We start from the raw sequence: 22117 nt of genomic DNA on the forward strand, positions 1-22117 counted from the left end.
CCTGCGCGCCACCCACCCCGTGGCTCACCCGAAGGCGGACACCACCATGACCGTTCCCACCCCCGCGACCCCGAGCGACGTGTTCGAGCTCGGTCCCGACCACGAGCAGGTCGTCTTCGCCCACGACCCCGCGACCGGCCTCCGCGCGATCGTCGCCATCCACTCCACCGCCCTCGGGCCCGCGCTCGGCGGCACCCGCTTCCACCCCTACCCCTCGACCGACGCCGCCCTGCGCGACGTCCTCGACCTCGCGCGCGGCATGTCCTACAAGGCCGCGCTCGCCGGGCTCGACCTCGGCGGCGGCAAGGCCGTGATCATCGGCGACCCGCGCACGCTCAAGACCGAGGCGCTGCTGCGGGCGTACGGGCGGTTCGTGCAGTCGCTCGGCGGCCGCTACCGCACCGCCTGCGACGTGGGCACGACCTCGGCGGACATGGACCTCGTCGCCCGGGAGAGCGACTACGTCACCGGCCGCACCGTCGCGGCCGGCGGCGCCGGGGACAGCTCGGTGCTCACGGCGTACGGCGTGTTCCAGGGCATGCGGGCCGCGGCCGAGGCCACCTGGGGCACCGACTCGCTGGCCGGTCGCACCGTCGGCGTCGCCGGCGTCGGCAAGGTCGGTCGCCACCTGGTGCGTCACCTGGTCGAGGACGGCGCCGACGTGGTCGTGACCGACGTCTGGCAGCCGGCGCTGGACCGGGTGCGCGACGAGCACCCCGGCGTCCGCGCCGTGGCCTCGGCCGCGGAGCTGGTCGCCTCGACGCTCGACGTCTACGCCCCGTGCGCGCTCGGCGGCGCGCTGGACGACGAGGTGGTCGAGGCCCTCAGCGCCCGGGTCGTCTGCGGCGCCGCCAACAACCAGCTCGCCCACCCGGGCATCGAGAAGACGCTCGCCGACCGCGGCGTCCTCTACGCGCCCGACTACTGCGTGAACGCCGGCGGCCTGGTCCAGGTCGCCGACGAGCTCCACCCCGCCGGCCCGAGCTTCGAGCGCGCCCAGCAGCGCGCCGGCCGCATCTTCGAGACGACCCGCGAGGTGCTGGAGCGCGCCGTCCGGGACGGCGTGCCCCCCGCGCACGCCGCGGACCGGCTCGCCGAGGCGAGGATGCGCGACGTGGGCCGGCTGCGAGGGATCTGGGTCGGCTAGGCCCGCGCCGCGGGCGGGGTCAGTCGCGCGGGGTCAGTCTCGCTGGGGTTCGGTGTAGTCCGACCACTTCTCGAGGACCTCCGGGTCCACAGGGTCGGTCTCGGCAGGGTCCTCCCCGCCGTGCAGCTCCTGCGCCAGCTTCCCGAAGTCCGTCTCGTGAGTCCGGTACTTCAGGTCGCGAGCGACCTTCGTCTGCTTTGCCTTCGCTCGGCCGCGCCCCATAGGGTCAGCCCCCTCGCACGTTGGCCGGGGCACAGTGGCTCCCGGGCTGTCTCCTAGAAAATCTCCGTGGGCGCAACGCTACCTGTTCGCCGGGTGTTCCCGCACACCAGGAGGCGCAACCGGCTCCCCGAGCCGGATCTCACCAGCCCGGGTGCTGCCCCACGAGCCGCACCCGGCCGCCCTCGGACGCGGATCCGGTGGTCTCGGTGCCGGCCTCGGTGACCCGCCCGGCCGCCCACGCGCGGATGCCGAACCCGTCCAGCAGGCGGACCGCCGCGTCGACGTCGCCCTCGGGCATCAGCGCCACCATGCCGACGCCGCAGTTGAGCGTCATCTCCAGGTCGGGCTGCGAGACGTCGCCGACCCGGCGCACCAGGTCGAAGATCGGCTGCGGGGTCCAGGTCGCGCGGTCCAGCGTCGCGGTGAGCTCGACGGGCAGCACCCGCTCCAGGTTGGCGGCGAGCCCGCCACCGGTGACGTGGGACATCGCGTGGGTCGCGGTGGCGTCGGCGAGCGCCAGGCAGGCCTTGGCGTAGATCCGGGTCGGGGTCAGCAGCTCCTCGCCGAGCGGGCCGCCCAGCTCGGGGACGTTGCGGTCCAGCGCCCAGCCCGCCTTCTCCAGCAGCACGTGGCGCACCAGGGAGTAGCCGTTGGAGTGCAGCCCGCTGGCCGCCATCGCCACGACGACGTCGCCGGGACGGACCCGGGCCGGGCCGAGCAGCCGGTCGGCCTCCACCACGCCGGTGGTCGCGCCGGCCACGTCGTACTCGTCGGGGCCGAGCAGGCCGGGGTGCTCGGCGGTCTCGCCGCCCACCAGGGCGCAGCCGGCCTCCACGCACGCCTCGGCGATGCCCTTGACGATCGCGGCGATCCGCTCGGGCACGACCTTGCCGGTGGCGATGTAGTCGGTCATGAACAGCGGCTCCGCGCCGCACACGACCAGGTCGTCGACCACCATGCCCACCAGGTCGAAGCCGATGGTGTCGTGCACGTCCATGGCCTGCGCGATCGCGACCTTGGTGCCGACCCCGTCGGTGGACGTCGCGAGGAGCGGGCGCTTGTACGTCGTGAGGAACGAGGCGTCGAAGAGCCCCGCGAAGCCGCCGATCCCCCCGATCATCTCCGGACGGCGCGCCTTCTCGACCCAGGTGCGCATCAGGTCGACGGCCCGGTCGGCGGCGTGGATGTCGACGCCGGCGGCGGCGTACGCGTTGGGCTCGGACACGGGCTGGCTCACGGGCGGGGTCCTCACGGGTTGTTGAGCACGGGCAGCTCGCGACCGAGCGCGGGCGAGGCCAGGGTGGCCTCGAGCAGGTGCTTGCCGAGCATCGAGGCGTCCGGCAGGGCGATGGGGTACTCACCGGTGAAGCACGCCTGGCACAGCGACTCGGGGGCCTGCCGGGTCGAGTCGACCATCCCCTCGAGGGAGATGTAGCCGAGGGTGTCGGCGCCGACGCTGGCGGCGATCTCCTCGGGGGTGAGCCCGTTGGCGATCAGCTCGGCGCGGGTGGCGAAGTCGATGCCGTAGAAGCACGGCCACTTCACCGGCGGGCTGGAGATCCGCACGTGCACCTCGCGGGCGCCCGCCTCGCGGAGCATCCGCACCTGGGCGCGCTGGGTGTTGCCGCGCACGATCGAGTCGTCGACCACCACGATCCGCTTGCCGCGGATCATGTGGTCCAGGGCGTTGAGCTTGAGCCGGATGCCGAGCTGGCGCAACGTCTGGCTGGGCTGGATGAAGGTGCGGCCGACGTAGGCGTTCTTCACGAAGCCCTGGCCGAACGGGATGCCGCTCTCCTCGGCGTACCCGGCGGCGGCGGGGGTGCCGGACTCCGGCACCGGGATCACCAGGTCGGCCTCGACGGGGAACTCCCGGGCGAGCTGGCGGCCCATCTCGACCCGCGACTCGTGGACGCTGCGGCCGCTGATGGTCGCGTCGGGGCGAGCGAGGTAGACGTACTCGAAGACGCAGCCCTTGCGCGCGGGCTCCGCGAACCGGTGGGAGCGCAGCCCCTGCTCGTCGATGACCAGCATCTCGCCGGGCTCGACCTCGCGGACCACGCTGGCGCCGATCGTGGCCAGCGCGGCGTCCTCGGACGCGACCACCCAGCCGCGGTCGAGGCGGCCCAGGACCAGCGGGCGGATGCCCTGCGGGTCGCGCGCGGCGTACAGGGTGTTCTCGTTCATCCACACGAAGCAGAACGCGCCGCGCAGCAGCGGCAGCACCTCGAGGGCCCGCTGCTCCAGGGTCGTGTCCGGGTGGTGGGCGAGCAGCGCCGTGACCAGGCCGGTGTCGTTGGTGGAGGTCTCGACCGGTCGGGTGTGCAGGTCGAGCTCGTCATCGGGGCCGGGGAGCTCCTCGACCATCCGGGCCAGCGCGTGGGTGTTGATCAGGTTGCCGTTGTGGCCCAGGGCGATCGACCCGTCGACGGTCGGCCGGAACGTCGGCTGGGCGTTCTCCCAGGTGCTCGCGCCGGTCGTCGAGTAGCGGCAGTGGCCGACCGCGACGTGCCCGCGCAGCGAGGCCAGCGTGGTCTCGTCGAAGACCTGCGAGACCAGGCCCATGTCCTTGTAGACCAGGATCTGCCGTCCGTTGGAGACGGCGATGCCGGCGGACTCCTGGCCGCGGTGCTGGAGCGCGTAGAGTCCGAAGTAGGTCAGCTTGGCGACCTCCTCCCCCGGCGCCCAGACCCCGAAGACACCGCAGGCGTCCTGAGGGCCCTGGTCGTGGGGGTCGAGTGCCGCCGTGAGCCGGCCGTCACCGCCCCTGCGTGAGCTGCCGCTGCTGCTGAGGTAGGGCACGCACGGAGTCTAGTGGACCCCGACCGCTCAACCCGACCGCCGAGCAGCCGATGGGAAAGCCGGTGCGGACCCCCCGGTCGGCCGTAGCATTGCTTGCCCCCCACCCCCCGCGAAAACTGGAGCCCCCCATGTCCGGACCGCCCACTGACGTGCCGGGACGCCCGGCCGTCGTCGGCGGACCGAGCGACCACGCGCTCCAGCTGATCGCCGAGGGCGTGACCGACATCGCCGGGTTCGGCGTGGCCGCGCTCAGCGTGGCCCGCGACGACGGCCAGATGCAGGTGATGGCGGTCGCCGGGAGCGACGAGGCCCGGCTGCAGCTTGAGGGCGTCCGGACGCCGATCGCCAGCCTGCTGGGCGAGCTGGACAAGGCCGACAACTGGGGCCTGTGGAAGTTCGTGCCGCACGAGCGGATGGACACCGACGCCGGCGAGTGGGGCTGGGTCCCCGACATCGAGCCGCTCGACGCCGAGGACGCCTGGCACCCGATGGACCTGCTCGTCGCGCCGCTGCGCGACCACGAGGGCAACCTCCGCGGGAGCCTGTCGATCGACATGCCGGTCGACGGCCGGCGGCCGGGGCCCATGCAGCGCCGGGTGCTGGAGAAGTACGCCGCGCAGGCGGCCCGCGCCGTCGTCACGACGCTCGAGCGCGAGGAGCTCGCCGAGCAGGTCCGGCTCGCCGACACCGCCCGCCGCATCGTCCGGCAGGCCTCCGGCCAGCGCTCCCTGGACCGCATCCTCGAGCTCTCGCACACCGCGCTGACCGAGGGCTTCCGCGCCCTCGGCATGTGGATCCAGACCTTCGACGAGGACGGTCTCGGCACCGGCAGCGTCTACTCCACCCACGGCGCCGAGGTGGTGCTGCCGCCGTCCCTCATCCAGCTCGCCGAGGTGAACGCGCGCGCGCTGTGGCGCGACCAGTCCGCGACCGTGATCGCGGCCGACCGCACGCTGGACTACCTCACCCCCGAGCAGCGGCAGGAGACCCTCGACTTCCTGGCGGTCATCGAGGTCGGCTCCCTGCTGTTCGTGCCGATCGGGGCCGGCCACGAGTGCCTGGGCAACCTGGTGCTCACCCGCCCGATCCGCGGCCGCGAGTGGAGCGACACCGAGGCGGCGGCCGCCCTCGACGTCGGTCGCGACCTGGGCGGCGCGATCCTCAACGTGCGGGCCTACGAGCGCGAGCACCGGCTGGTCAAGCAGCTCCAGGCGCTCGACACCTACAAGAGCCAGCTGATCGCGACCGTCTCGCACGAGCTGAAGAACCCGCTGACCTCGATCCTCGGCCACCTCGAGATCCTGGAGTCGGTCGAGGGGCTGCCGGTCCCGGTGCAGCGCTCGCTCACCGCGATGGAGCGGGGCGCCCGGCGGCTCGGACGGGTCGTCGACGACCTGCTGCTGCTCTCGAAGGTCGGCGACCCCGACAACCCGATCATCCCGCGCCCGGTGAACCTCCGCTCGATCGTCGACGACGTGGTCGAGCTGACCGCGGTGGAGGCCGAGCGCCGCCACCTCACCGTGTCCGTCTCGGTCGTCGACCACCCGCTCGCGCTCGGTGACGCCGACGAGCTCGACCGGGTCGTCTCCAACCTGGTGAGCAACGCGCTGAAGTACACCCCCGAGGGCGGCAAGGTGCGGGTGTCGCTCGCCCGCGTCGGCGACGAGGTCGAGCTGGTCTGCGCCGACGAGGGCCTGGGCATCTGCCCGGAGGACCAGGAGCAGCTCTTCACGGAGTTCTTCCGGTCCTCCAACCCGCTCGCCGTCGCCCAGCCCGGCACCGGCCTCGGTCTGGCGATCGTGCGCCGGATCGTCGACCGGCACGGCGGCCGGATCGAGCTGGAGTCCGAGCTCGGGCTGGGCAGCACCTTCCGGGTGCTGCTCCCGGCCGCGACCTGAGCCCTACCGGGACGCCTCCGGCGCGAGGTTGCGCAGCAGCAGCGCCTCGGCCAGCACGACCCGCTCGAACTCCGCGAGGTGCAGACCCTCGTTGGCGCCGTGGGCGCGGGTGTCGGGGTCCTCGACGCCGGTCACCAGCACGCTGGCCTCCGGGAACGCCTCGAGGAACTCCGCGATGAAGGGGATCGACCCGCCGACGCCCATGTCGACCGGCGCGGTGCCGTCCCAGGCCTCGGTGAACGCCGACCGCGCCGCGTCGTACGCCGGGCCGGTCGCGTCGATCGCGGTCGCCTCACCGGTGTCGACGACGGTGAACGTGAGCTCCGCGCCCCACGGCACGTGCGCCTCGAGGTGGCGGCGCAGGCACTCGACGCCGTTCGCGGTGGTGTCGCCGGGCGCGACCCGCATGCTCACCCGGCAGCGGGCCGTGGGCACCAGCGTGTTGGATGCGCCCGCGACCTGCGGGGCGTCGAGGCCGGTGATGCTCAGCGCGGGGCGGGTCCAGAGCCGCTCCACGACCGAGCCGGTGCCGATCCACTCGACGCCCGCGGTGGCGCCGGACTCGGCGCGCAGCCGGTCCTCGGGGTACTCGACGTCGGCCGCCGGGCCGCTGTGCAGCCCCGCGACCGCGACGTCGCCCCGGTCGTCGTGCAGGCTGGCGATCACCCTGCTCAGCGTCATCAGCGCGTCGGGGACCAGGCCGCCCCACATGCCGGAGTGCACCGCGTGGGTGAGGGTGCGGACCTCGACGTCGGCGCGCACCAGGCCGCGCAGGCTGGTGGTGAGCGCCGGCACGCCGATGTCCCAGTTGCCGGAGTCGGCGATCACGATCACGTCGGCGCGCAGCGCCTCGTGGTGCTGCGCGAGCAGCTCGGGGAGGGTGTCGGAGCCGACCTCCTCCTCGCCCTCGACGAACATCGTGACGCTGACCGGCAGCTCCTCGCCGTACACGCGCAGCGCGCCGAGGTGGGCGGCGATGCCCGCCTTGTCGTCGGCCGCGCCGCGGCCGTAGAGGCGGCCGTCGCGCTCGGTCGGCTCGTACGGCGGGGAGTCCCACTCGGCGTGGTCGTTCTCGGGCTGCACGTCGTGGTGGGCGTAGAGCAGCACCGTCGGCGCGCCCTCCGGCCCGGGCTTGTGCGCGATCACTGCGGGGGCGCCGCCGTCCTCGCGGGCGCTCACGATGTCGACGCTCGCGAAGCCCTCGGCCCGGAACAGCTCGGCCACGGCCTCGGCGCTGCGCTGGACCTCGGCGGCGCGGGCCGGGTCGGCGCTCACCGACTCGATCCGGACCAGGTCCTCGAGGTCTCGTCGCAGGCGCGGGAGCTCGGCCTGGACCCGGGTGCGGATGTCGTCGGTGGTGGGGAGGCTCATGTGCACCAGCCTACGAACAGCTCATCCCAGCGGCAGGTACGGCCCGAGGTCGGCGCGCTCGCCGCTCGCCCGGACCCGGCCGGCGGCCTGGGCCTCCGCCCAGCTCAGCTCGCCGGAGGCGAGCGCGATCCAGGTCGCGGCGTCGGTCTCGACGACGGCGGGCGGGGTGCCGCGGGTGTGCCGGACGCCCGGGATCACCTGCACGGCGGCGTACGGCGGGACGCGGACCTCGACCGAGTGCCCGGGTGCGCGCTCCTCCAGCACGGCGAGGAAGTGCTTGACCAGCAGCCGCAGGTCGCCGCGCTCGGGATCGCCACCGGCGACCCGGTCGAGGGCGGCCGCCACGTCGGCGGGGTCTGCGGGGCGGAGGCGGGCGGGCATCGCCGCCAGCCTAGTGAGACAGACCCATTGTGGATGCGGCCCCACCGCCTTACCGTGTCCGGCACCGCAGCCACCCGGCGCGGTCTCGCCCTCCGGGAAGGACCTCCCTTGCCACGTCGCACCCTCCGCGGCCGCCGTACCACGGCCGCCGCGTTGATCTCGACCTCCGCGGCGCTCACCCTCGCCGCCACGCTCGTCCAGTCTCCCGCCAACGCCCGGCCCGACACGGCCCCCGCGCGCCACCGCGACGGCACCGCCGCCGGGGTGATGGAGCACCTCCAGCGCCTCGAGGCGATCGGCGACCGGCACGACGGCCGCGCCTCCGGGACGCCCGGGTACCGCGCCTCCCGCGACTACGTCGTCAAGAAGCTGCGCAAGGCGGGCTACGAGCCGCGGGTCCAGGAGTTCGACTTCCCGTACTTCGAGCAGCTGGGCCCCTCGACCCTCGAGCGCACCGCCCCGACCCAGCAGACCTACGTCGAGGACACCGACTACGTCCTGATGACCTACTCCGGGTCCGGCGACGTCACCGCACCGGTGCAGGGCGTCGACCTGGCGCTCGGCGACCTCGCCACCTCGACCAGCGGGTGCGAGGACGCCGACTTCGCCGGCTTCACCGCCGGCAACATCGCCCTGGTGCGCCGCGGCACCTGCCCGTTCTCCGACAAGGTGACCAACGCCGAGGAGGCCGGCGCCAGCGCGGTGATCGTGATGAACCAGGGCACGGCCGGTCGCACCGACGCCCTCGCCGGCACCCTCGGCGGGCCGGGGACCGAGATCCCCGCGATCGGGACGAGCTTCGCGGCCGGCGAGGCCTTGAGCGCCGCGGGCACCTCTGCCCACGTCGCCACGGACACCGCCTCCGAGATCCGCACCACCTGGAACGTGCTGGCCGAGACCCGCGGCTCCAGGAAGAACGTCGTCATGGCGGGCGCGCACCTCGACAGCATCCTGGGCGGCAACGGCATCAACGACAACGGCAGCGGCAGCGCCGCGCTGCTCGAGGTCGCCGAGTCGATGGGCGGCCAGGCCAAGCCGAACAACCGGGTCCGGTTCGCCTGGTGGGGCGCCGAGGAGCTCGGGCTGCTCGGGTCGGACCACTACGTCGCGCAGCTCTCGGCCGCCAACCCGAAGCGGTTCCAGAAGATCGCCCTGTACCTCAACTTCGACATGGTCGGCTCCCCGAACTACGCCCTGATGGTCTACGACGGCAACAACTCGGCGTACCCGGTCGGCCCGGACGCCGCGGACGGCCCGAAGGGCTCCGGCGCGATCGAGCGGTCCTTCCACCGCTTCTTCGAGAAGTACGGCACCGGCTCCGACGAGACCCCGTTCAGCGGCCGTAGCGACTACGGCGCGTTCATCGCGCTCAACGTGCCGGCCGGCGGTCTGTTCACCGGCGCGGAGGGCGTCAAGACCCCGGAGCAGGCCGCGAAGTTCGGCGGCACCGCCGGCGAGTCGTACGACGAGTGCTACCACGCGGAGTGCGACGACCTCGGCAACGTGAGCCGGCGGGCGATCAAGGCGAACACCGCCGCGATCCTCCACTCGGTGACCAAGTACGCCCGGTCCACCCGCAGCGTGAACGGGGACCGCACCGGTCACCAGCCGCCGCCGCCGGCGGCGACGCCGCGCCGCAGCAGCCACGCGGCCCACGCGCACCCCGGGGACCCCGTGGCGCGCTGAGTCCCACCCCGCACGACCAGAACAACCCAGCACGACCCACCGGCCCGCGCCTCCCCGGCGCGGGCCGGTGTGCTTCCTCGGCCTAGGCGACGACGACGACCGTGCCGGCGTCGGCGGTGCCGAGCAGGTCGACCACCGCGATCGCGGTCCGGGCGTCCCCGCCGGGCTGGTCGTCGGCGAGCACGCCGACCAGCTGCGGCTCGGCCAGGAGCGCGGCGGCGACGTCCTTCCCGCGGGCAGGGGTCACGCCGGTCACGACGACGAGGTCAGCCCCGCCGAGGTCACGCGCCCGGGCGGCGAGCAGCTCCAGCTCGCGGTCGTCGGCCGGGTCGACCTCGATCGACCAGGTGGAGACCCGGTTGCCGCGGAGCGCCGCGGCCGTCTCCTCCGCGAGCGTGAGGTCGGGGTCCGCGACCAGGACGCCGGCGCCGGCACGCGCCAGCCGCAGGCTCACCTCGTGGCCCACGCCGGTGCCGCCGCCGAGGACGACGCAGAGCTTCCAGCGCAGGTGCATCCCCCGAGGCTAGCGGCCGCTGCCGTGCGCCTAGAGGGTGTCGAGGACCGCCAGCGTCCGGGCCCAGGCGGCCGAGCCGGTGTCGACGACCGTGAAGTGGTCGCCGTCGACCGCGACCAGCTCGGCCCGCGCGCCGGCGGCGGTCGCGGCGGCGACGTACCCCTCGGACTGGCTGATCGGCACGATGTCGTCGTCGCGCCCGTGCACGCACCACAGCGGGACGTCGAGGGGCAGCTGCCGGGCCGGGTCGTACGCCGCGTCCTCGGCGCCCGGCGGGTGGCCGAGGAACGCCGCGACCGCCCCGTCGCCCAGCCCCGCCTCGTGCCCGGCGACCAGGTCGAGCACCCCGGCCTGGGAGACGACGGCGGTGACCTCGACGCCGCCGGCCCAGCGCTCGTGACGGGTGCGGGACGCGGCCCACGCCGCGAGGTGGCCGCCGGCGGAGTGACCGAGGGTCACCACGGTGTCCAGCGGCAGGTCCAGCCCGCGGAGCGCGTCGATCCCGGCAGCGACGTCGTCGAGGGTCTCGGGCGCGCCACCCCCGCCGCCGACCCGGCGGTACTCCAGGTTCCACGCGGCCCAGCCCTCCGCCGCCAGCGCGGCCGCGAGCGGGGCGCCGAGCGAGAGGTCGTACGCCGCCCGCCAGAAGCCGCCGTGGATCACCACCACGACGCCGCGGGGGTCGCCCTCCGGGAGGGACAGCTCGCCGACCTGGCTCGGGTCCTCGCCGTACGCCGTCCGGACCGGCCGCTCGTCTGCTCGCACCTCGCCATCCTGCCCGAGCCGGGTCAGTCGATCCGGCCCTGCCGTCCCCGCTTGGTCTCGCTGCGCCGCTTCTTCTGCGCGAGCCGGCGCTCCTTGGAGCCGCGGGTCGGGCGGGTCGCCCGGCGCTGCGGCGGCGGGGGCGCGGCGGCCTCGCGGAGCAGCTGCGCGAGCCGCTCCCGGGCGGCGCGGCGGTTGGCGAGCTGGGTGCGGTGCTCGCTGGCGGCGATGGTGAGCACGCCGTCGACCAGCCGCGGCGCGAGCCGGGTGGCCACGCGGGCCCGCAGGTGGTCGGGCACCGACGGCGACCGCAGCACGTCGTACGACAGCTCGACGCGGCTGTCGGCCGTGTTCACGCCCTGCCCGCCCGGGCCGGACGAGCGCGAGAACCGCTCGGTCAGCTCGGCCGCGGGCACCGCCCACGACCCGGTGACGACGAGGTCGTCAGCCAAGCCTCACGCCATCGCCGCGGGCAGCGTCGCCATCCACGCTGACCGGACCTCGAGGAGCGGCGCGGTGAACTGGCCCTCGACGACGACGCTGTCGCCGCCGGTGGCGCCCAGCGCGGTGAGGGGTACGCCGTGGCGCGCGGCGAGCTCGGTGAGCGCGTCCTCGTCGCCGGGGGCGACCGTGACCAGCACCCGGGCGGTCGACTCGGAGAACAGCGCGACGAACGGGTCGCCCGGGACGGCGACGGTCGCGCCGACCAGGTGCCGCAGCGAGCCCTCGACCAGCGCCTGGGCGAGCCCGCCGTCGGAGAGGTCGTGGGCGCTGGTCAGCAGGCCGACGCCCTCGTGCAGCAGCTCGGCGAGCGCGCGCTCCGCGGCGAGGTCGACGCGCGGCGGCGTCCCGCCGAGGTGGCCGTGGACGACGTGCGCCCACTCCGAGCCGGAGAGCTCCTCGCGGGTCTCGCCGAGCAGGAACAGCCGCTCGCCGGCGGCCGACCACGCGGACGGCGTCCGGCGGGTGACGTCCTCGATCACGCCGAGCACCGCGACGACCGGCGTCGGGAGGATCGCGGTCTCGCCGGTCTGGTTGTAGAGGCTGACGTTGCCGCCGGTGACCGGGACGCCGAGCTCGGCGCACCCGTCCTTGAGCCCGCGGCAGGCCTCGGCGAACTGCCACATCACGTCGGGGTCCTCGGGCGAGCCGAAGTTGAGGCAGTCGGAGATCGCGACCGGGGTCGCACCGCCGGTGGCGACGTTGCGATAGGACTCCGCGAGCGCGAGCTGCGCCCCGGCGTACGGGTCGAGCTTGGCGAAGCGGCCGTTGCAGTCGGTCGACACCGCCACGCCGAGGTTGGTGTCCTCGTCGACGCGCACCATCCCGCTGTCGCTGGGCTGGGCCAGGACGGTGTTGCCGCGCACGTAGCGGTCGTACTGGTCGGTGATCCAGGACTTGTCGCAGAGGTTCGGCGAGGCGACCAGGGTCAGCAGCGTCTCGAGCAGCTCCGCGCCGGTCGCGGGCCGCGGGAGGCGCTCGGCGGCGTCGACCTGGAGCGCGTCCTGCCAGTCGGGGCGCGCGAAGGGGCGGTGGTACGTCGGGCCGTCGTGGGCCACCGACCGCGGGGGCACGTCGACGACGCGCTCGCCGTGCCAGTCGATCTCGAGCCGGCCGGTGTCGGTCACCTCGCCGACCACGACCGCCTCGACGTCCCACTTCGCGCAGATCGCGAGGAACGCCGCGACGTCGTCGGGCTCGACGACCGCCATCATCCGCTCCTGGCTCTCGCTCATCAGGATCTCCTCGGGCGCGAGCGTGGAGTCGCGCAGCGGGACCCGGTCGAGCTCGACGTGCATGCCGCCGTCGCCGGCGGACGCGAGCTCGGAGGTCGCGCAGGACAGCCCGGCGCCGCCGAGGTCCTGGATGCCGGCGACCAGGCCGGCGGCGAAGATCTCCAGGGTGCACTCGATGAGCAGCTTCTCCATGAACGGGTCGCCGACCTGCACGCTGGGCCGCTTGGCGGGCCCGTCGGCGTCGAAGGTCTCGCTCGCGAGCACGCTGACGCCGCCGATGCCGTCGCCGCCGGTGCGCGCGCCGTACAGGATCACCTGGTTGCCGACGCCGCTCGCCTTGGCGAGGTGCAGGTCCTCGTGGCGCAGGACGCCGACGCAGAGCGCGTTGACCAGCGGGTTGCCCAGGTAGGACTCGTCGAAGACGGCCTCGCCGCCGATGTTGGGCAGGCCCAGGCAGTTGCCGTAGCCGCCGACGCCCGCGACGATCCCCGGCAGCACCCGGTGGGTGTCGGGGGCGTCGAGCGGGCCGAAGCGCAGCGGGTCCATCACGGCGACCGGCCGGGCGCCCATCGCCAGGATGTCGCGCACGATGCCGCCGACGCCGGTCGCGGCGCCCTGGTAGGGCTCGACGTACGACGGGTGGTTGTGCGACTCGACCTTGAACGTGACGGCGTAGCCCTGGCCGATGTCGATGACCCCGGCGTTCTCGCCGATGCCGGCCAGCATCTTGCCGGCGGGCGTCTCCTGGCTCAGCTCGGAGAACTGCTTGAGGTGCACCTTGGAGGACTTGTAGGAGCAGTGCTCGCTCCACATCACCGAGTACATCGCCAGCTCCGAGCTGGTCGGGCGCCGGCCGAGGATCTCGCGGATCTCGCCGTACTCGTCGGCCTTCAGGCCGAGGTCGGCCCAGGGCTGCTCGCGGTGGGGGTCCTGGGCGGCGACGGCGACGGTGTCCAGCACGGCGGTCAATCTACCGGCGGCGCGGACCCCTCCCGACCACGGTCTCGGGGCCGTCGTCACGCGGGTGCCGGGCACCGCGCTGACCTGCGGAAACGCGGCGCTGAACTACACCGTTGTAGTTCACAGGAAGGCTGTGGCTGGTGTGACTCGTGGGGTTATGGTGACTCGGATCGGCCCCCGCCCCGCCTTCCCCTGGAGCACCGTCATGACCCGCCTGGCCCGCCCCCGTCGCCTCCGCCCGGTGCTCGCCACCGCCCTGAGCGCCCTGCTCGTCGCCACCGCCGGGGCCGTCGTGGTCGCGTCCGCCCCAGACACCGCAGACACCGCGGAGACCGGGACCGCGTCGACGGAGGCCGCCGTACGACCGGTCGCCGCGCGCGCCGCGAACCCGGCCACGCCGGGCGACTTCACCGGCTACGGGTTCGACCAGTGCCTGGCCCCCGACCAGGCGAAGATGGACGCCTGGCTCGCCCACTCGCCGTTCCTGGCGGTCGGCATCTACATCTCCGGCGACTCCCGCGCCTGCCGCAGCCAGCCGAACCTCACGCCGACCTGGATCAGCACCCAGCTCGCGAAGGGCTGGCGGCTGCTCCCGATCACCCTCGGGCCGCAGGCGTCCTGCCAGCCGCGGTTCCCGCGGTACGACGACGACCGGCGGATCGACCCGACCCCCGGCAAGAACAAGACCTACGGCAAGGCCCGCAAGATGGGCCGGCTCGAGGCCGTCTCGACCGTCGCGGACGCGAAGGCGCTTGGCATCGTCCCGGGCAGCACGCTCTGGTACGACCTCGAGGGCTACGACAACACCAACACGCACTGCCGCGAGTCGGCGCTGCAGTTCCTCAGCGGCTGGACCCGCAAGCTGCACGCGCTCGACTACGTCTCCGGCGTCTACTCCAGCGCCAGCTCGGGCATCAAGGCGCTCGACGACGCCCGCGTCTCGCGCCCCGGAAAGTTCGTCCTCCCCGACCGGCTCTGGATCGCGCGCTGGGACGGCGTCGCGAACACCTCCACGTCGTACCTCCGTGAGGACGGGTGGCGTCCCGGCGGCCGGGTCAAGCAGTACCGCGGCGGCCACGACGAGACCTGGGGCGGCGTCACCATCAACATCGACAGCAACTTCCTCGACGTCGGCAAGGGTTCGGTCGCCGCGCGCGAGTCGCGCTGCGGCGGGGTGAACGTCAGCTTCCGGCGCTACGCGCCGATCCGCCGGGCCAGCGCGACGTACACCCCGGGCGCGAAGCAGGTGAAGGCGCTGCAGTGCCTGCTCCAGGAGCGCGGCCTGTACCGCGGCAAGCTCAACGGCAGGTACAACCCCAAGACCGTCGCCGCCGCCCGTGCGTGGCAGCAGCAGGCGGGGCTCGCGGTGCGCGACGCGTTCCTGCGCCGGCACTGGATCGCGCTGCTCTCCGCGGGCAGCACCCCGGTGCTCAAGCACGGCTCCGCCGGCGAGGGGGTACGCCGCCTGCAGCGCGCGCTCAACGCCGCCCAGGACGGCGTGGACCTCCGCGTGAACGGCGTCTTCGCCGGCTCCACCACCACGGCACTCAAGGCCTGGCAGTCGCGGGTCGGTCACCCCACCAGCGGCGTCGCCACCCCCGCCACCTGGCGGCTGCTCGCCCTCGGCAAGCGCCGCTGACCCGGTACGCCGAGTCGGCGCTTGTGTCCGCCTGAGCGCCGACCCCCGGTGGTTGAGCAGCGAGGAGCGCCAGCGACGAGCGATGTCGAAACCCCGTACGCCGACAAGCAGCCTCCACCCAACACCCCAGGAAGCTCACCGGGTCTCGACACCGGGACTACGTCCCTGCTCGACCACCGGCGGTTGAGCCAGCGCGGAGCGCGTCGAGAGAATCCGGTACGCCGAGTCGGCGCTTGTGTCCCGCGCGAGCGCCGGCCCCCGGTGGTTGAGCAGCGAGGAGCGCCAGCGACGAGCGATGTCGAAACCCCGCACGCCGAGAAGCAGCCTCCATCCAACGCCCGAGGCAGCTCACCAGGTCTCGACACCGGGACTTCGTCCCTGCTCGACCAACGACGGTTGAGCCAGCGCGGAGCGCGTCGAGAGGACCCGGTACGCCGAGTCGGCGCTTGTGTCCGCCTGAGCGCCGACCCCCGGTGGTTGAGCAGCGAAGGCGCCCTGGCGCCTGAGCGATGTCGAAACCCCGTACGCCGACAAGCAGCCCTCACCACTCCGGGCAGCTCACCGGGTCTCGACACCGGGACTTCGTCTCTGCTCGACCAACGAGAAAGTTGCGTCCACAAGCCCCTTTCCCACCCTTTTCTTCGAACAGATGTTCGAATAGAATGAGGGCATGACCACCGCCCCCGTTCTCGACACCGCAGCCGACGTGCTGTCCCGGGTGCGCGAGCGTCGGCAGGTCGAGCACCAGGCCGCTGCTGACCTGCTTGCCGCGGCGGTGGCGTGGGCGGGGATCCACTCCGTCGACGAGCGTGACTCCTATCTGGCGGCGGTGGTGCCCGGCACCGAGGGCGAGCTGATGGTCGCCGGCGAGGGTGCGCCGATGGTCGCGGAGTTCAGCGTGTGCGAGTTCGCGGCCGCGATGGGCATCACCACCGACGCCGGCGCCTGCTACCTCGGTGAGGCCGTCGAGCTGGCCCACCGGCTCCGCCGCGTGTGGACCCGGGTCCAGTCCGGTGACCTGCCGGCGTAGAAGGCCCGCCGGATCGCACAACAGACCATCTCCCTGCCACTGGATGGTGCGGCCTATGTCGACCGGCACGTCGCCCCGGTGGCGCACAAGATCGGCATCGCCGCCCTGGACCGGCTGATCGAGGAAGCGAGGGTCCGGTTCGACCCCGACGAAGCCCGCGAACGCCGCCTCGCGGCCGCCGACGGGCGGCACTTCGACATCGACACCCACCAGGTCTCCTACGACGGCACCATCAGCGTCGAGGGTGTCCTGGACCTGGCCGACGCGATCGACCTTGACGCCGCGGTGACGCGCGGCGCCGCAGAACTGGCCGACCTCGGCAACGACGCCTCGCTCGACGTACGGCGCTCCATGGCCGCCGGCGACCTGGCCCGCCGCCAGCTCGCCCTCGAGCTGAACACCGACCAACCCGAAGCGGAGGCGAAGCGCTCGAAGCGGGCCATGCCCCGCCAGGTGGTGCTGCACGCGCACCTCGCCGCCGCCGCGATCAGCGGCGGCACTGGTGAGTCAGGCGGCCTGTTCCTGGCGCGGATCGAGAACACCCGCTCCTTCATCGACGTCGAGCAGGTCAAGGCGTGGTGTGCGAACCCCGACACCCAGGTGGTCGTCAAGCCGGTCATCGACCTCACCGGCCACATCGCGACGACCGCCTACGAAGTCCCCGACCGGCTCCGGGAACGCCAAGTCCTGCTCCACCACACCTGCGTCTTCCCCTGGTGCACCAGACCCGGACGCAAGGCCGACTGCGACCACGTCACTGCCGCGTCACGCGGCGGCACCACCTGCTCCTGCAACACCGCGCCCCTGTGCCGAAGACACCACCGCGTGAAGACGCATGGCCGCTGGACCTACGTCGCCCTCGACGAGACCACCTTCCGATGGCGCAGCCCGCACGGACTGATCTTCATCCGCGACCACACCGGCACCCAGGCCGATCCGAACGAAACCTGACCACCCAGCCCCGGACCCCGCCGTACGCACCACACGGCGGGGCACCGGCACGTCCAGACCCTCAGAGCCGCGAACACAAGCGCCGACTCGGCGGGGTCTCGATGCGCTCGCTACTCGACCACCGAGGGGACGCTCGCTACTCGACCACCGAGGGGACGTAGCGAGACCTAGACCGGCGGGCCGACGAGCAGCGCGACGCCGAAGAGCACGGCGACGGCGGCGACGCCGGCGGCGGCACCCTGGGCCGGCTTGCGGATCAGCCAGCCGGCGACCTTCTCCGGCGCCGTGGCCGGGGGCACCTCGCGCAGCCGCCAGGAGCTGCCCAGCAGCCCGCGCCGCTCGGCGTACCGGTCGAACGGGATGGTGGCGAACGGCGGCACCGAGCAGGCGAGGCCGGCGACGGTGCGCCCCAGCGACCAGCGCTGGTCGACGGCGACGAGCACGGTGGTCAGGCAGTAGGCGATGAAGACCGCGCCGTGCAGCATGCCGCCGATGCGGACGCCGAGCTCGGTGGTCTCGGTGACGTACTTGAGGAACATGCCGCCCAGCAGCAGCGCCCAGGTGATCGCCTCGGCGACCGCGACGGTGCGGAACAACCGGAGCGGGCTCATGCGAACGCCGCCGCGGCGAGCGAGGTGAAGAACCCGAGCCCGTCGGTGCCGGTGCCGGTGAGCTCCTCGACGGAGTGCTCCGGGTGCGGCATCAGGCCCACGACGTTGCCGCGCTCGTTGGCGATGCCGGCGATGTCGCGCAGCGAGCCGTTGGGGTTCTCGCCGACGTACCGCGCGACGACCTGGCCCTCCCCCTCGAGCCGGTCGAGCGTCTCGGTGTCGGCGACGAAGGAGCCCTCGCCGTTCTTGAGCGCGATCACGACCTCCTGGCCCTCCTCGTACGCCGAGGTCCAGGGCGTGGAGGTGTTCTCCATCCGCAGCCGCTGGTCGAGGCAGAGGAACTTCTGCCGCTGGTTGCGGATCAGCGCGCCGGGAAGCAGGTGGGACTCGCAGAGGATCTGGAAGCCGTTGCAGATGCCGAGCACGGGCATCCCGCGGCCGGCCGCCGCGACGACCTCGGTCATCACGGGCGAGAAGCGGGAGATCGCGCCGCAGCGCAGGTAGTCGCCGTACGAGAAGCCGCCGGGCAGCACCACCGCGTCGACGCCGCGCAGGTCGTGGTCGCCGTGCCAGAGCGCAACCGCCTCGTGGCCGCCGATGCGGACCGCGCGCTGCGCGTCGACGTCGTCGAGCGAGCCGGGGAAGGTGACGACGCCGACCTTCACGCGAGGACCTCGGCGCCGTCCGCGGACTCGACCCGCACGGTGTAGCTCTCGATCACCGGGTTGGACAGCAGCGTCTCGGCCATCTCGTGCACGCGGCCCAGGACCTCGTCGGTCACCTCGCCGGCGACCTCGAGCTCGAACCGCTTGCCCTGCCGGACGTCGGTGATCCCGGAGAACCCCAGCCGGGGCAGCGCTCCGAGGACCGCCTTGCCCTGGGGGTCGAGGATCTCGGGCTTGGGCATGACGTCGACCACGACTCGAGGCATGGCCTCATTCTAGGCGGGCCGGGCAGACTGGGCCGTATGAGCATCCCCACTGGCCCTGGCTCCGCAGCCGGGCAATCCCCGGTCGGGCTGGAGTTCCCGCAGTCCCTCGCCGTGTACGACGACTACGCCTCCGCGCAGCGGGCCGTCGACCACCTCGCCGACCGCGCGTTCCCCGTCGAGCAGTGCATGATCGTGGGCACCGACCTCAAGCGCCTCGAGCGGATCACCGGCCGGCTCACCACCGGCCGGGTCGCCCTGGGCGGCCTGCTGTCCGGCGCCTGGCTCGGCCTCTTCGTCGGCGTGCTGTTCATGATCTTCACCGAGGACAGCGTGTTCGCCACCGTGCTGTCGACGGTCCTCGTCGGCGCGCTGTTCGGCCTCATCTGGGCGCTGGTGGGGTACGCCACGACCCGCGGCACGCGCGACTTCTCCTCCGTCGCCCAGATCGTCGCGACCCGCTACGAGGTGCTGGTCGAGCACAAGGGGGCCGCCCGGGCCCGCGAGCTGCTCGCCGAGCTCCCCGGCGGTCGCCCCGACCCGTTCTGAGGCGACCGCCGCGGGGTCAGCTGAGCTCGCGCTTGAGGATCTTGCCGGTGGCGGTCATCGGCAGGCTGGGGACGACCTCGACCTGGCGCGGGTACTTGTAGGTCGCCATCTGCTCCTTGCCCCACGCGACGAGCTCCTCGGGCGTGGCCGTGGCGCCGTCGTTGAGGATGACGTACGCCTTGATCTCCTCGCCGTGGCTCTCGTGCGGGACGCCGATGACGGCGGCGAGCGAGACGTCGGGGTGGGTCATCAGCACCTCCTCGATCTCGCGCGGGTAGACGTTGAAGCCGCCGCGGATGATCAGGTCCTTGGACCGGTCGACGATGTAGTACCAGCCGTCCTCGTCGCGCCGGGCGAGGTCGCCGGAGCGGAACCAGCCGTCCTCGATCACCTCGGCGGTCGCGTCCGGGCGGCCGTGGTAGCCCTTCATGATGTTGTGGCCCTTGATCGCGATCTCGCCGACCGCGTCGGGACCGGCCTCGATCTCCGCCCAGCTGTCGGGGGCGATCAGCTTCATCTCCACGCCGGGCACCGGGACGCCGATCGAGCCGACGCGCGGCGGCTCGCCGTACGTCGAGAACGACGCGACCGGGGAGGTCTCGGAGAGCCCGTAGCCCTCGAGGATCGTGACGCCGAACTTGCGCTCGAAGTCCTTGTGCACCTCGACCGGCAGCGCCGATCCGCCGGCGGCCGCGATCCGCAGGCTGCCCGCGATCTTCTCGACGTCGACCGAGTCGTCGAGCGCGCCGAGCAGGCCCCAGTACATCGTGGGGACGCCGGCGAAGAAGGTGACCTGCTCGCGCTGCATCAGCTGCAGCGCCGGCTGCGCCTCGAAGCGCGGCAGCATCACGACGGTGCCGCCGTAGGCGAACGCGCCGTTCTGGATGACGGTCTGCCCGAAGGAGTGGAACAGCGGCAGCACGCACAGGAACGTGTCGGGGCTCTCGGCGCTCGCGCCGAACAGGCTCTCCCCCAGCAGCGCGTTGTCGCGCATGTTGCGGTGCCGCAGCTCGGCGCCCTTCGGCTGGCCGGTGGTGCCGGAGGTGTAGAGGATGACCGCGGTGTCGTCCTCGTCGGTCTCGACCGAGGTGAACTCGCCCGGCTGGCCGCCCATCGCCTGGGCCATCGTCTCGGTGCCCTCGATCGGGGACGGCGCGGCCAGGTCGGCGGTGATCACGAAGAAGTGCTCGCACCCGTCGGCCTCGCCGAACCCGGCGTACCCCTCCTGGGCCATCGGCAGCTCGGGGGTGCCCTGGAAGCAGAAGTAGGCCTTCGCGTCGGAGTCGCCGAGGTGGTAGGCGATCTCGCGGCCCTTGAGCAGCACGTTGAGCGGGACGACGGTCGCGCCGGCCTTGAGGATGCCGAAGTAGACGACCGAGAAGTACGGCAGGTTCGGGCAGCTGAGCGCGACCTTGTCGCCGGGCCGGATCCCGCGCGCGACCAGCAGGTTGGCGACCATGTTGGCGAACGAGTCCACCGCGGCGTACGTCAGCCGGGTGTCACCGAGGACGATCGCGTCCCGGTCGGGGTAGCTCTTCGCGCTGTTCTCCAGCAGGGACGACAGGTTGTACGACACAGGTGGCCTCCATCACGAACGGGTGGGGGCCAACCTACTCAGCGGTCGGCAACCGCTCACGCGCGGTCGGCCAGCAGGGTCGCGGCGCGCCGCAGGTCGGACCGTACGGCGACCGGGGCCGCCGCCGCGAGGGCACGCGCGACGGGCGCGGCGAGCCCCGTCGCCGTCAGTCGCAGGCCCGCGACCTCCACCTCGCAGCCGCCGGGCGCCGGTGCGAACTCCAGCGTCAGCTCGGCCGTGAACGAGCGCCAGGTGCCGCGCTCGGTCCAGCGGTGCGGCCGGTCCAGGACGGTGGTCTCCATCCGGGGCCGCGGGCCGGGCGCGGTGACGTCGACCCAGGTCTGGCCGACGGCGGGACCGTCGGTGACCGACTCGACCCGCGCCAGGCTGGACTGCCAGGCGGGCCGGTGGGCGGGGTCGACGAGGTAGTCGAACGCGACCTCGGGCGGCACCGGGAAGTGCACCATCAGAACGTCTCGCCGGTGAGCCGTTCGTAGGCCTCGACGTACCGCGAGCGGGTGCGCTCGACGACCTCCGCCGGGAGCGGGGGCGGCGGCGCGCCGCTCGACCGGTCCCACCCGGACTCCGGCGAGGTCAGCCAGTTGCGGACCACCTGCTTGTCGAACGAGGGCTGGGTGCGGCCCGGCTGCCACTCGTCGGCGGGCCAGAAGCGGGACGAGTCGGGGGTCAGCACCTCGTCGCCGAGCACGGTGGTGCCGTCGGCGCGGCGGCCGAACTCCATCTTGGTGTCGGCGAGCACGATGCCGCGGTCGCGGGCGATCTCCTCGGCCCGCGCGTAGACCCGCAGGCTCAGGTCGAGCAGCCGCTCGGCCGCGTCGGCGCCGACCTCGGCGACGACGGCGTCGTACGACACGTTCTCGTCGTGGTCGCCGACCGCGGCCTTGGTGGCCGGGGTGAACACGGGGTGCGGCAGCCGGCTGCCGTCCTCGAGCCCCGGCTCGAGCGGGATCCCGCAGACCTCGCCGGTGGCGCGGTAGTCGGCGAGCCCGGAGCCGGTGAGGTAGCCGCGCACGACGCACTCGACGGGGAACATCTCGAGCCGCTCGCAGACGACGGCGCGGCCGCGCACCGCGTCCGGCACGTCGGTGGAGAGCACGTGGTTGGGCACCAGGTCGGCCAGCCGGTCGAACCACCACAGCGACATCCGGGTGAGGATCTCGCCCTTGTCGGGGATGGTCGTGGCGAGCACGAAGTCGTACGCCGAGATCCGGTCGCTGGCGACCATCAGCAGCTCGCCGCCCGGCAGCTCGTAGAGGTCGCGCACCTTGCCCGAGTGGACGTGGACGGCCCCCTCGATCGCAGGGGCGTCGGGAATGTTGGGGTCGGCCACGGT

The 22117-nt window shown here is 73.3% G+C and carries 22 protein-coding genes; 7 read left to right on the plus strand and 15 right to left on the minus strand.

The annotated features are described in order from the left end of the window. The first annotated feature begins 46 nt into the window (after positions 1-46). Positions 47-1147, plus strand: coding sequence for a Glu/Leu/Phe/Val family dehydrogenase (locus H4O22_RS18660; protein ID WP_182524802.1), 1101 nt, complete (start codon positions 47-49; stop codon positions 1145-1147). A 33-nt stretch (positions 1148-1180) separates the two neighbouring features. On the opposite strand, the gene H4O22_RS18665 is transcribed toward H4O22_RS18660, so the two are convergent. The 3 genes from H4O22_RS18665 to purF all read right to left on the minus strand — a co-directional run bounded on the left by H4O22_RS18665 (position 1181) and on the right by purF (position 4171). Beyond that, on the minus strand, positions 1181-1369 hold the full coding sequence (locus H4O22_RS18665; RefSeq protein ID WP_182524803.1) for a DUF3073 domain-containing protein: 189 nt from the start codon (positions 1367-1369) through the stop codon (positions 1181-1183). 139 nt (positions 1370-1508) lie between these two features. Beyond that, entirely contained in the window at positions 1509-2594 is a 1086-nt protein-coding gene (purM, locus tag H4O22_RS18670) for a phosphoribosylformylglycinamidine cyclo-ligase (protein ID WP_220451434.1), read from the minus strand. 23 nt (positions 2595-2617) lie between these two features. Beyond that, a complete protein-coding gene (gene purF / locus H4O22_RS18675) occupies positions 2618-4171 on the minus strand; it encodes an amidophosphoribosyltransferase (protein ID WP_182524805.1) in 1554 nt (517 codons plus the stop codon). 128 nt (positions 4172-4299) lie between these two features. On the opposite strand from purF, the gene H4O22_RS18680 reads away from it, so the two are divergent. Continuing rightward, positions 4300-6069, plus strand: coding sequence for a sensor histidine kinase (locus H4O22_RS18680; RefSeq protein WP_182524806.1), 1770 nt, complete (start codon positions 4300-4302; stop codon positions 6067-6069). A 3-nt stretch (positions 6070-6072) separates the two neighbouring features. On the opposite strand, the gene H4O22_RS18685 is transcribed toward H4O22_RS18680, so the two are convergent. After that, a complete protein-coding gene (locus H4O22_RS18685; protein ID WP_182524807.1) occupies positions 6073-7440 on the minus strand; it encodes a dipeptidase in 1368 nt (455 codons plus the stop codon). Between the two features lie 21 nt (positions 7441-7461). Continuing rightward, complete coding sequence (locus H4O22_RS18690) at positions 7462-7821, minus strand: sterol carrier family protein (RefSeq protein ID WP_182524808.1); 360 nt, start codon at positions 7819-7821, stop codon at positions 7462-7464. A gap of 108 nt (positions 7822-7929) precedes the next feature. Here H4O22_RS18690 and H4O22_RS18695 point away from each other — a divergent pair, with 108 nt between their 5' ends. Then, positions 7930-9507, plus strand: a complete 1578-nt coding sequence (locus H4O22_RS18695; RefSeq protein ID WP_182524809.1) for a M28 family peptidase — start codon at positions 7930-7932, stop codon at positions 9505-9507. Positions 9508-9589: 82 nt separating this feature from the next. Here H4O22_RS18695 and H4O22_RS18700 read toward each other — a convergent pair whose 3' ends face one another. From H4O22_RS18700 to purL, 4 genes are read right to left on the minus strand one after another with little or no spacing between them, the layout of a single operon-like run. Next, entirely contained in the window at positions 9590-10021 is a 432-nt protein-coding gene (locus tag H4O22_RS18700; protein WP_182524810.1) for an SDR family NAD(P)-dependent oxidoreductase, read from the minus strand. A 30-nt stretch (positions 10022-10051) separates the two neighbouring features. Beyond that, the gene (locus H4O22_RS18705; protein WP_182524811.1) at positions 10052-10786 is read right to left on the minus strand and encodes an alpha/beta hydrolase family protein; all 735 of its coding nucleotides are present in this window, start codon (positions 10784-10786) and stop codon (positions 10052-10054) included. 23 nt (positions 10787-10809) lie between these two features. After that, entirely contained in the window at positions 10810-11235 is a 426-nt protein-coding gene (gene arfB, locus H4O22_RS18710; protein WP_182524812.1) for an alternative ribosome rescue aminoacyl-tRNA hydrolase ArfB, read from the minus strand. A gap of 3 nt (positions 11236-11238) precedes the next feature. Then, positions 11239-13479: a phosphoribosylformylglycinamidine synthase subunit PurL gene (gene purL, locus H4O22_RS18715; RefSeq protein ID WP_182524813.1), complete on the minus strand. Its 2241-nt coding sequence runs from the start codon at positions 13477-13479 to the stop codon at positions 11239-11241. Between the two features lie 205 nt (positions 13480-13684). Here purL and H4O22_RS18720 point away from each other — a divergent pair, with 205 nt between their 5' ends. From H4O22_RS18720 to H4O22_RS18730, 3 genes are all read left to right on the plus strand, one after another. After that, positions 13685-15118, plus strand: a complete 1434-nt coding sequence (locus H4O22_RS18720) for a glycoside hydrolase domain-containing protein (protein WP_182524814.1) — start codon at positions 13685-13687, stop codon at positions 15116-15118. A 670-nt stretch (positions 15119-15788) separates the two neighbouring features. Then, positions 15789-16148: a hypothetical protein gene (locus H4O22_RS18725; protein WP_182524815.1), complete on the plus strand. Its 360-nt coding sequence runs from the start codon at positions 15789-15791 to the stop codon at positions 16146-16148. Positions 16149-16226: 78 nt separating this feature from the next. Then, positions 16227-17099: an HNH endonuclease gene (locus tag H4O22_RS18730; protein WP_182524816.1), complete on the plus strand. Its 873-nt coding sequence runs from the start codon at positions 16227-16229 to the stop codon at positions 17097-17099. Between the two features lie 167 nt (positions 17100-17266). Here H4O22_RS18730 and H4O22_RS18735 read toward each other — a convergent pair whose 3' ends face one another. Genes H4O22_RS18735 through purS form a run of 3 tightly spaced genes read right to left on the minus strand, consistent with a single transcriptional unit; the run spans position 17267 to position 18641 of the window. Next, a complete protein-coding gene (locus H4O22_RS18735; RefSeq protein ID WP_182524817.1) occupies positions 17267-17710 on the minus strand; it encodes a DUF3817 domain-containing protein in 444 nt (147 codons plus the stop codon). Further along, positions 17707-18375, minus strand: a complete 669-nt coding sequence (purQ, locus tag H4O22_RS18740) for a phosphoribosylformylglycinamidine synthase subunit PurQ (protein ID WP_182524818.1) — start codon at positions 18373-18375, stop codon at positions 17707-17709. The genes H4O22_RS18735 and purQ overlap by 4 nt, the downstream gene beginning before the upstream one ends. Next, the gene (gene purS, locus H4O22_RS18745; protein ID WP_182524819.1) at positions 18372-18641 is read right to left on the minus strand and encodes a phosphoribosylformylglycinamidine synthase subunit PurS; all 270 of its coding nucleotides are present in this window, start codon (positions 18639-18641) and stop codon (positions 18372-18374) included. The genes purQ and purS overlap by 4 nt, the downstream gene beginning before the upstream one ends. A 36-nt stretch (positions 18642-18677) precedes the next feature. On the opposite strand from purS, the gene H4O22_RS18750 reads away from it, so the two are divergent. Then, a complete protein-coding gene (locus H4O22_RS18750; RefSeq protein WP_182524820.1) occupies positions 18678-19187 on the plus strand; it encodes a YflT domain-containing protein in 510 nt (169 codons plus the stop codon). Positions 19188-19203: 16 nt separating this feature from the next. Here H4O22_RS18750 and H4O22_RS18755 read toward each other — a convergent pair whose 3' ends face one another. The 3 genes from H4O22_RS18755 to H4O22_RS18765 are packed head-to-tail and all read right to left on the minus strand — an operon-like array spanning position 19204 to position 22114. Continuing rightward, the gene (locus H4O22_RS18755; protein WP_182524821.1) at positions 19204-20763 is read right to left on the minus strand and encodes a long-chain-fatty-acid--CoA ligase; all 1560 of its coding nucleotides are present in this window, start codon (positions 20761-20763) and stop codon (positions 19204-19206) included. Between the two features lie 56 nt (positions 20764-20819). Beyond that, positions 20820-21230, minus strand: a complete 411-nt coding sequence (locus H4O22_RS18760; protein ID WP_182524822.1) for an SRPBCC family protein — start codon at positions 21228-21230, stop codon at positions 20820-20822. Next, the gene (locus H4O22_RS18765) at positions 21230-22114 is read right to left on the minus strand and encodes a phosphoribosylaminoimidazolesuccinocarboxamide synthase (RefSeq protein WP_182524823.1); all 885 of its coding nucleotides are present in this window, start codon (positions 22112-22114) and stop codon (positions 21230-21232) included. The genes H4O22_RS18760 and H4O22_RS18765 overlap by 1 nt, the downstream gene beginning before the upstream one ends. Positions 22115-22117: the final 3 nt, after the last annotated feature.

It is taken from the genome of Nocardioides dongkuii (genome assembly GCF_014127485.1).
In the GTDB taxonomy this organism is placed as follows: Bacteria; Actinomycetota; Actinomycetes; order Propionibacteriales; family Nocardioidaceae; genus Nocardioides; species Nocardioides dongkuii.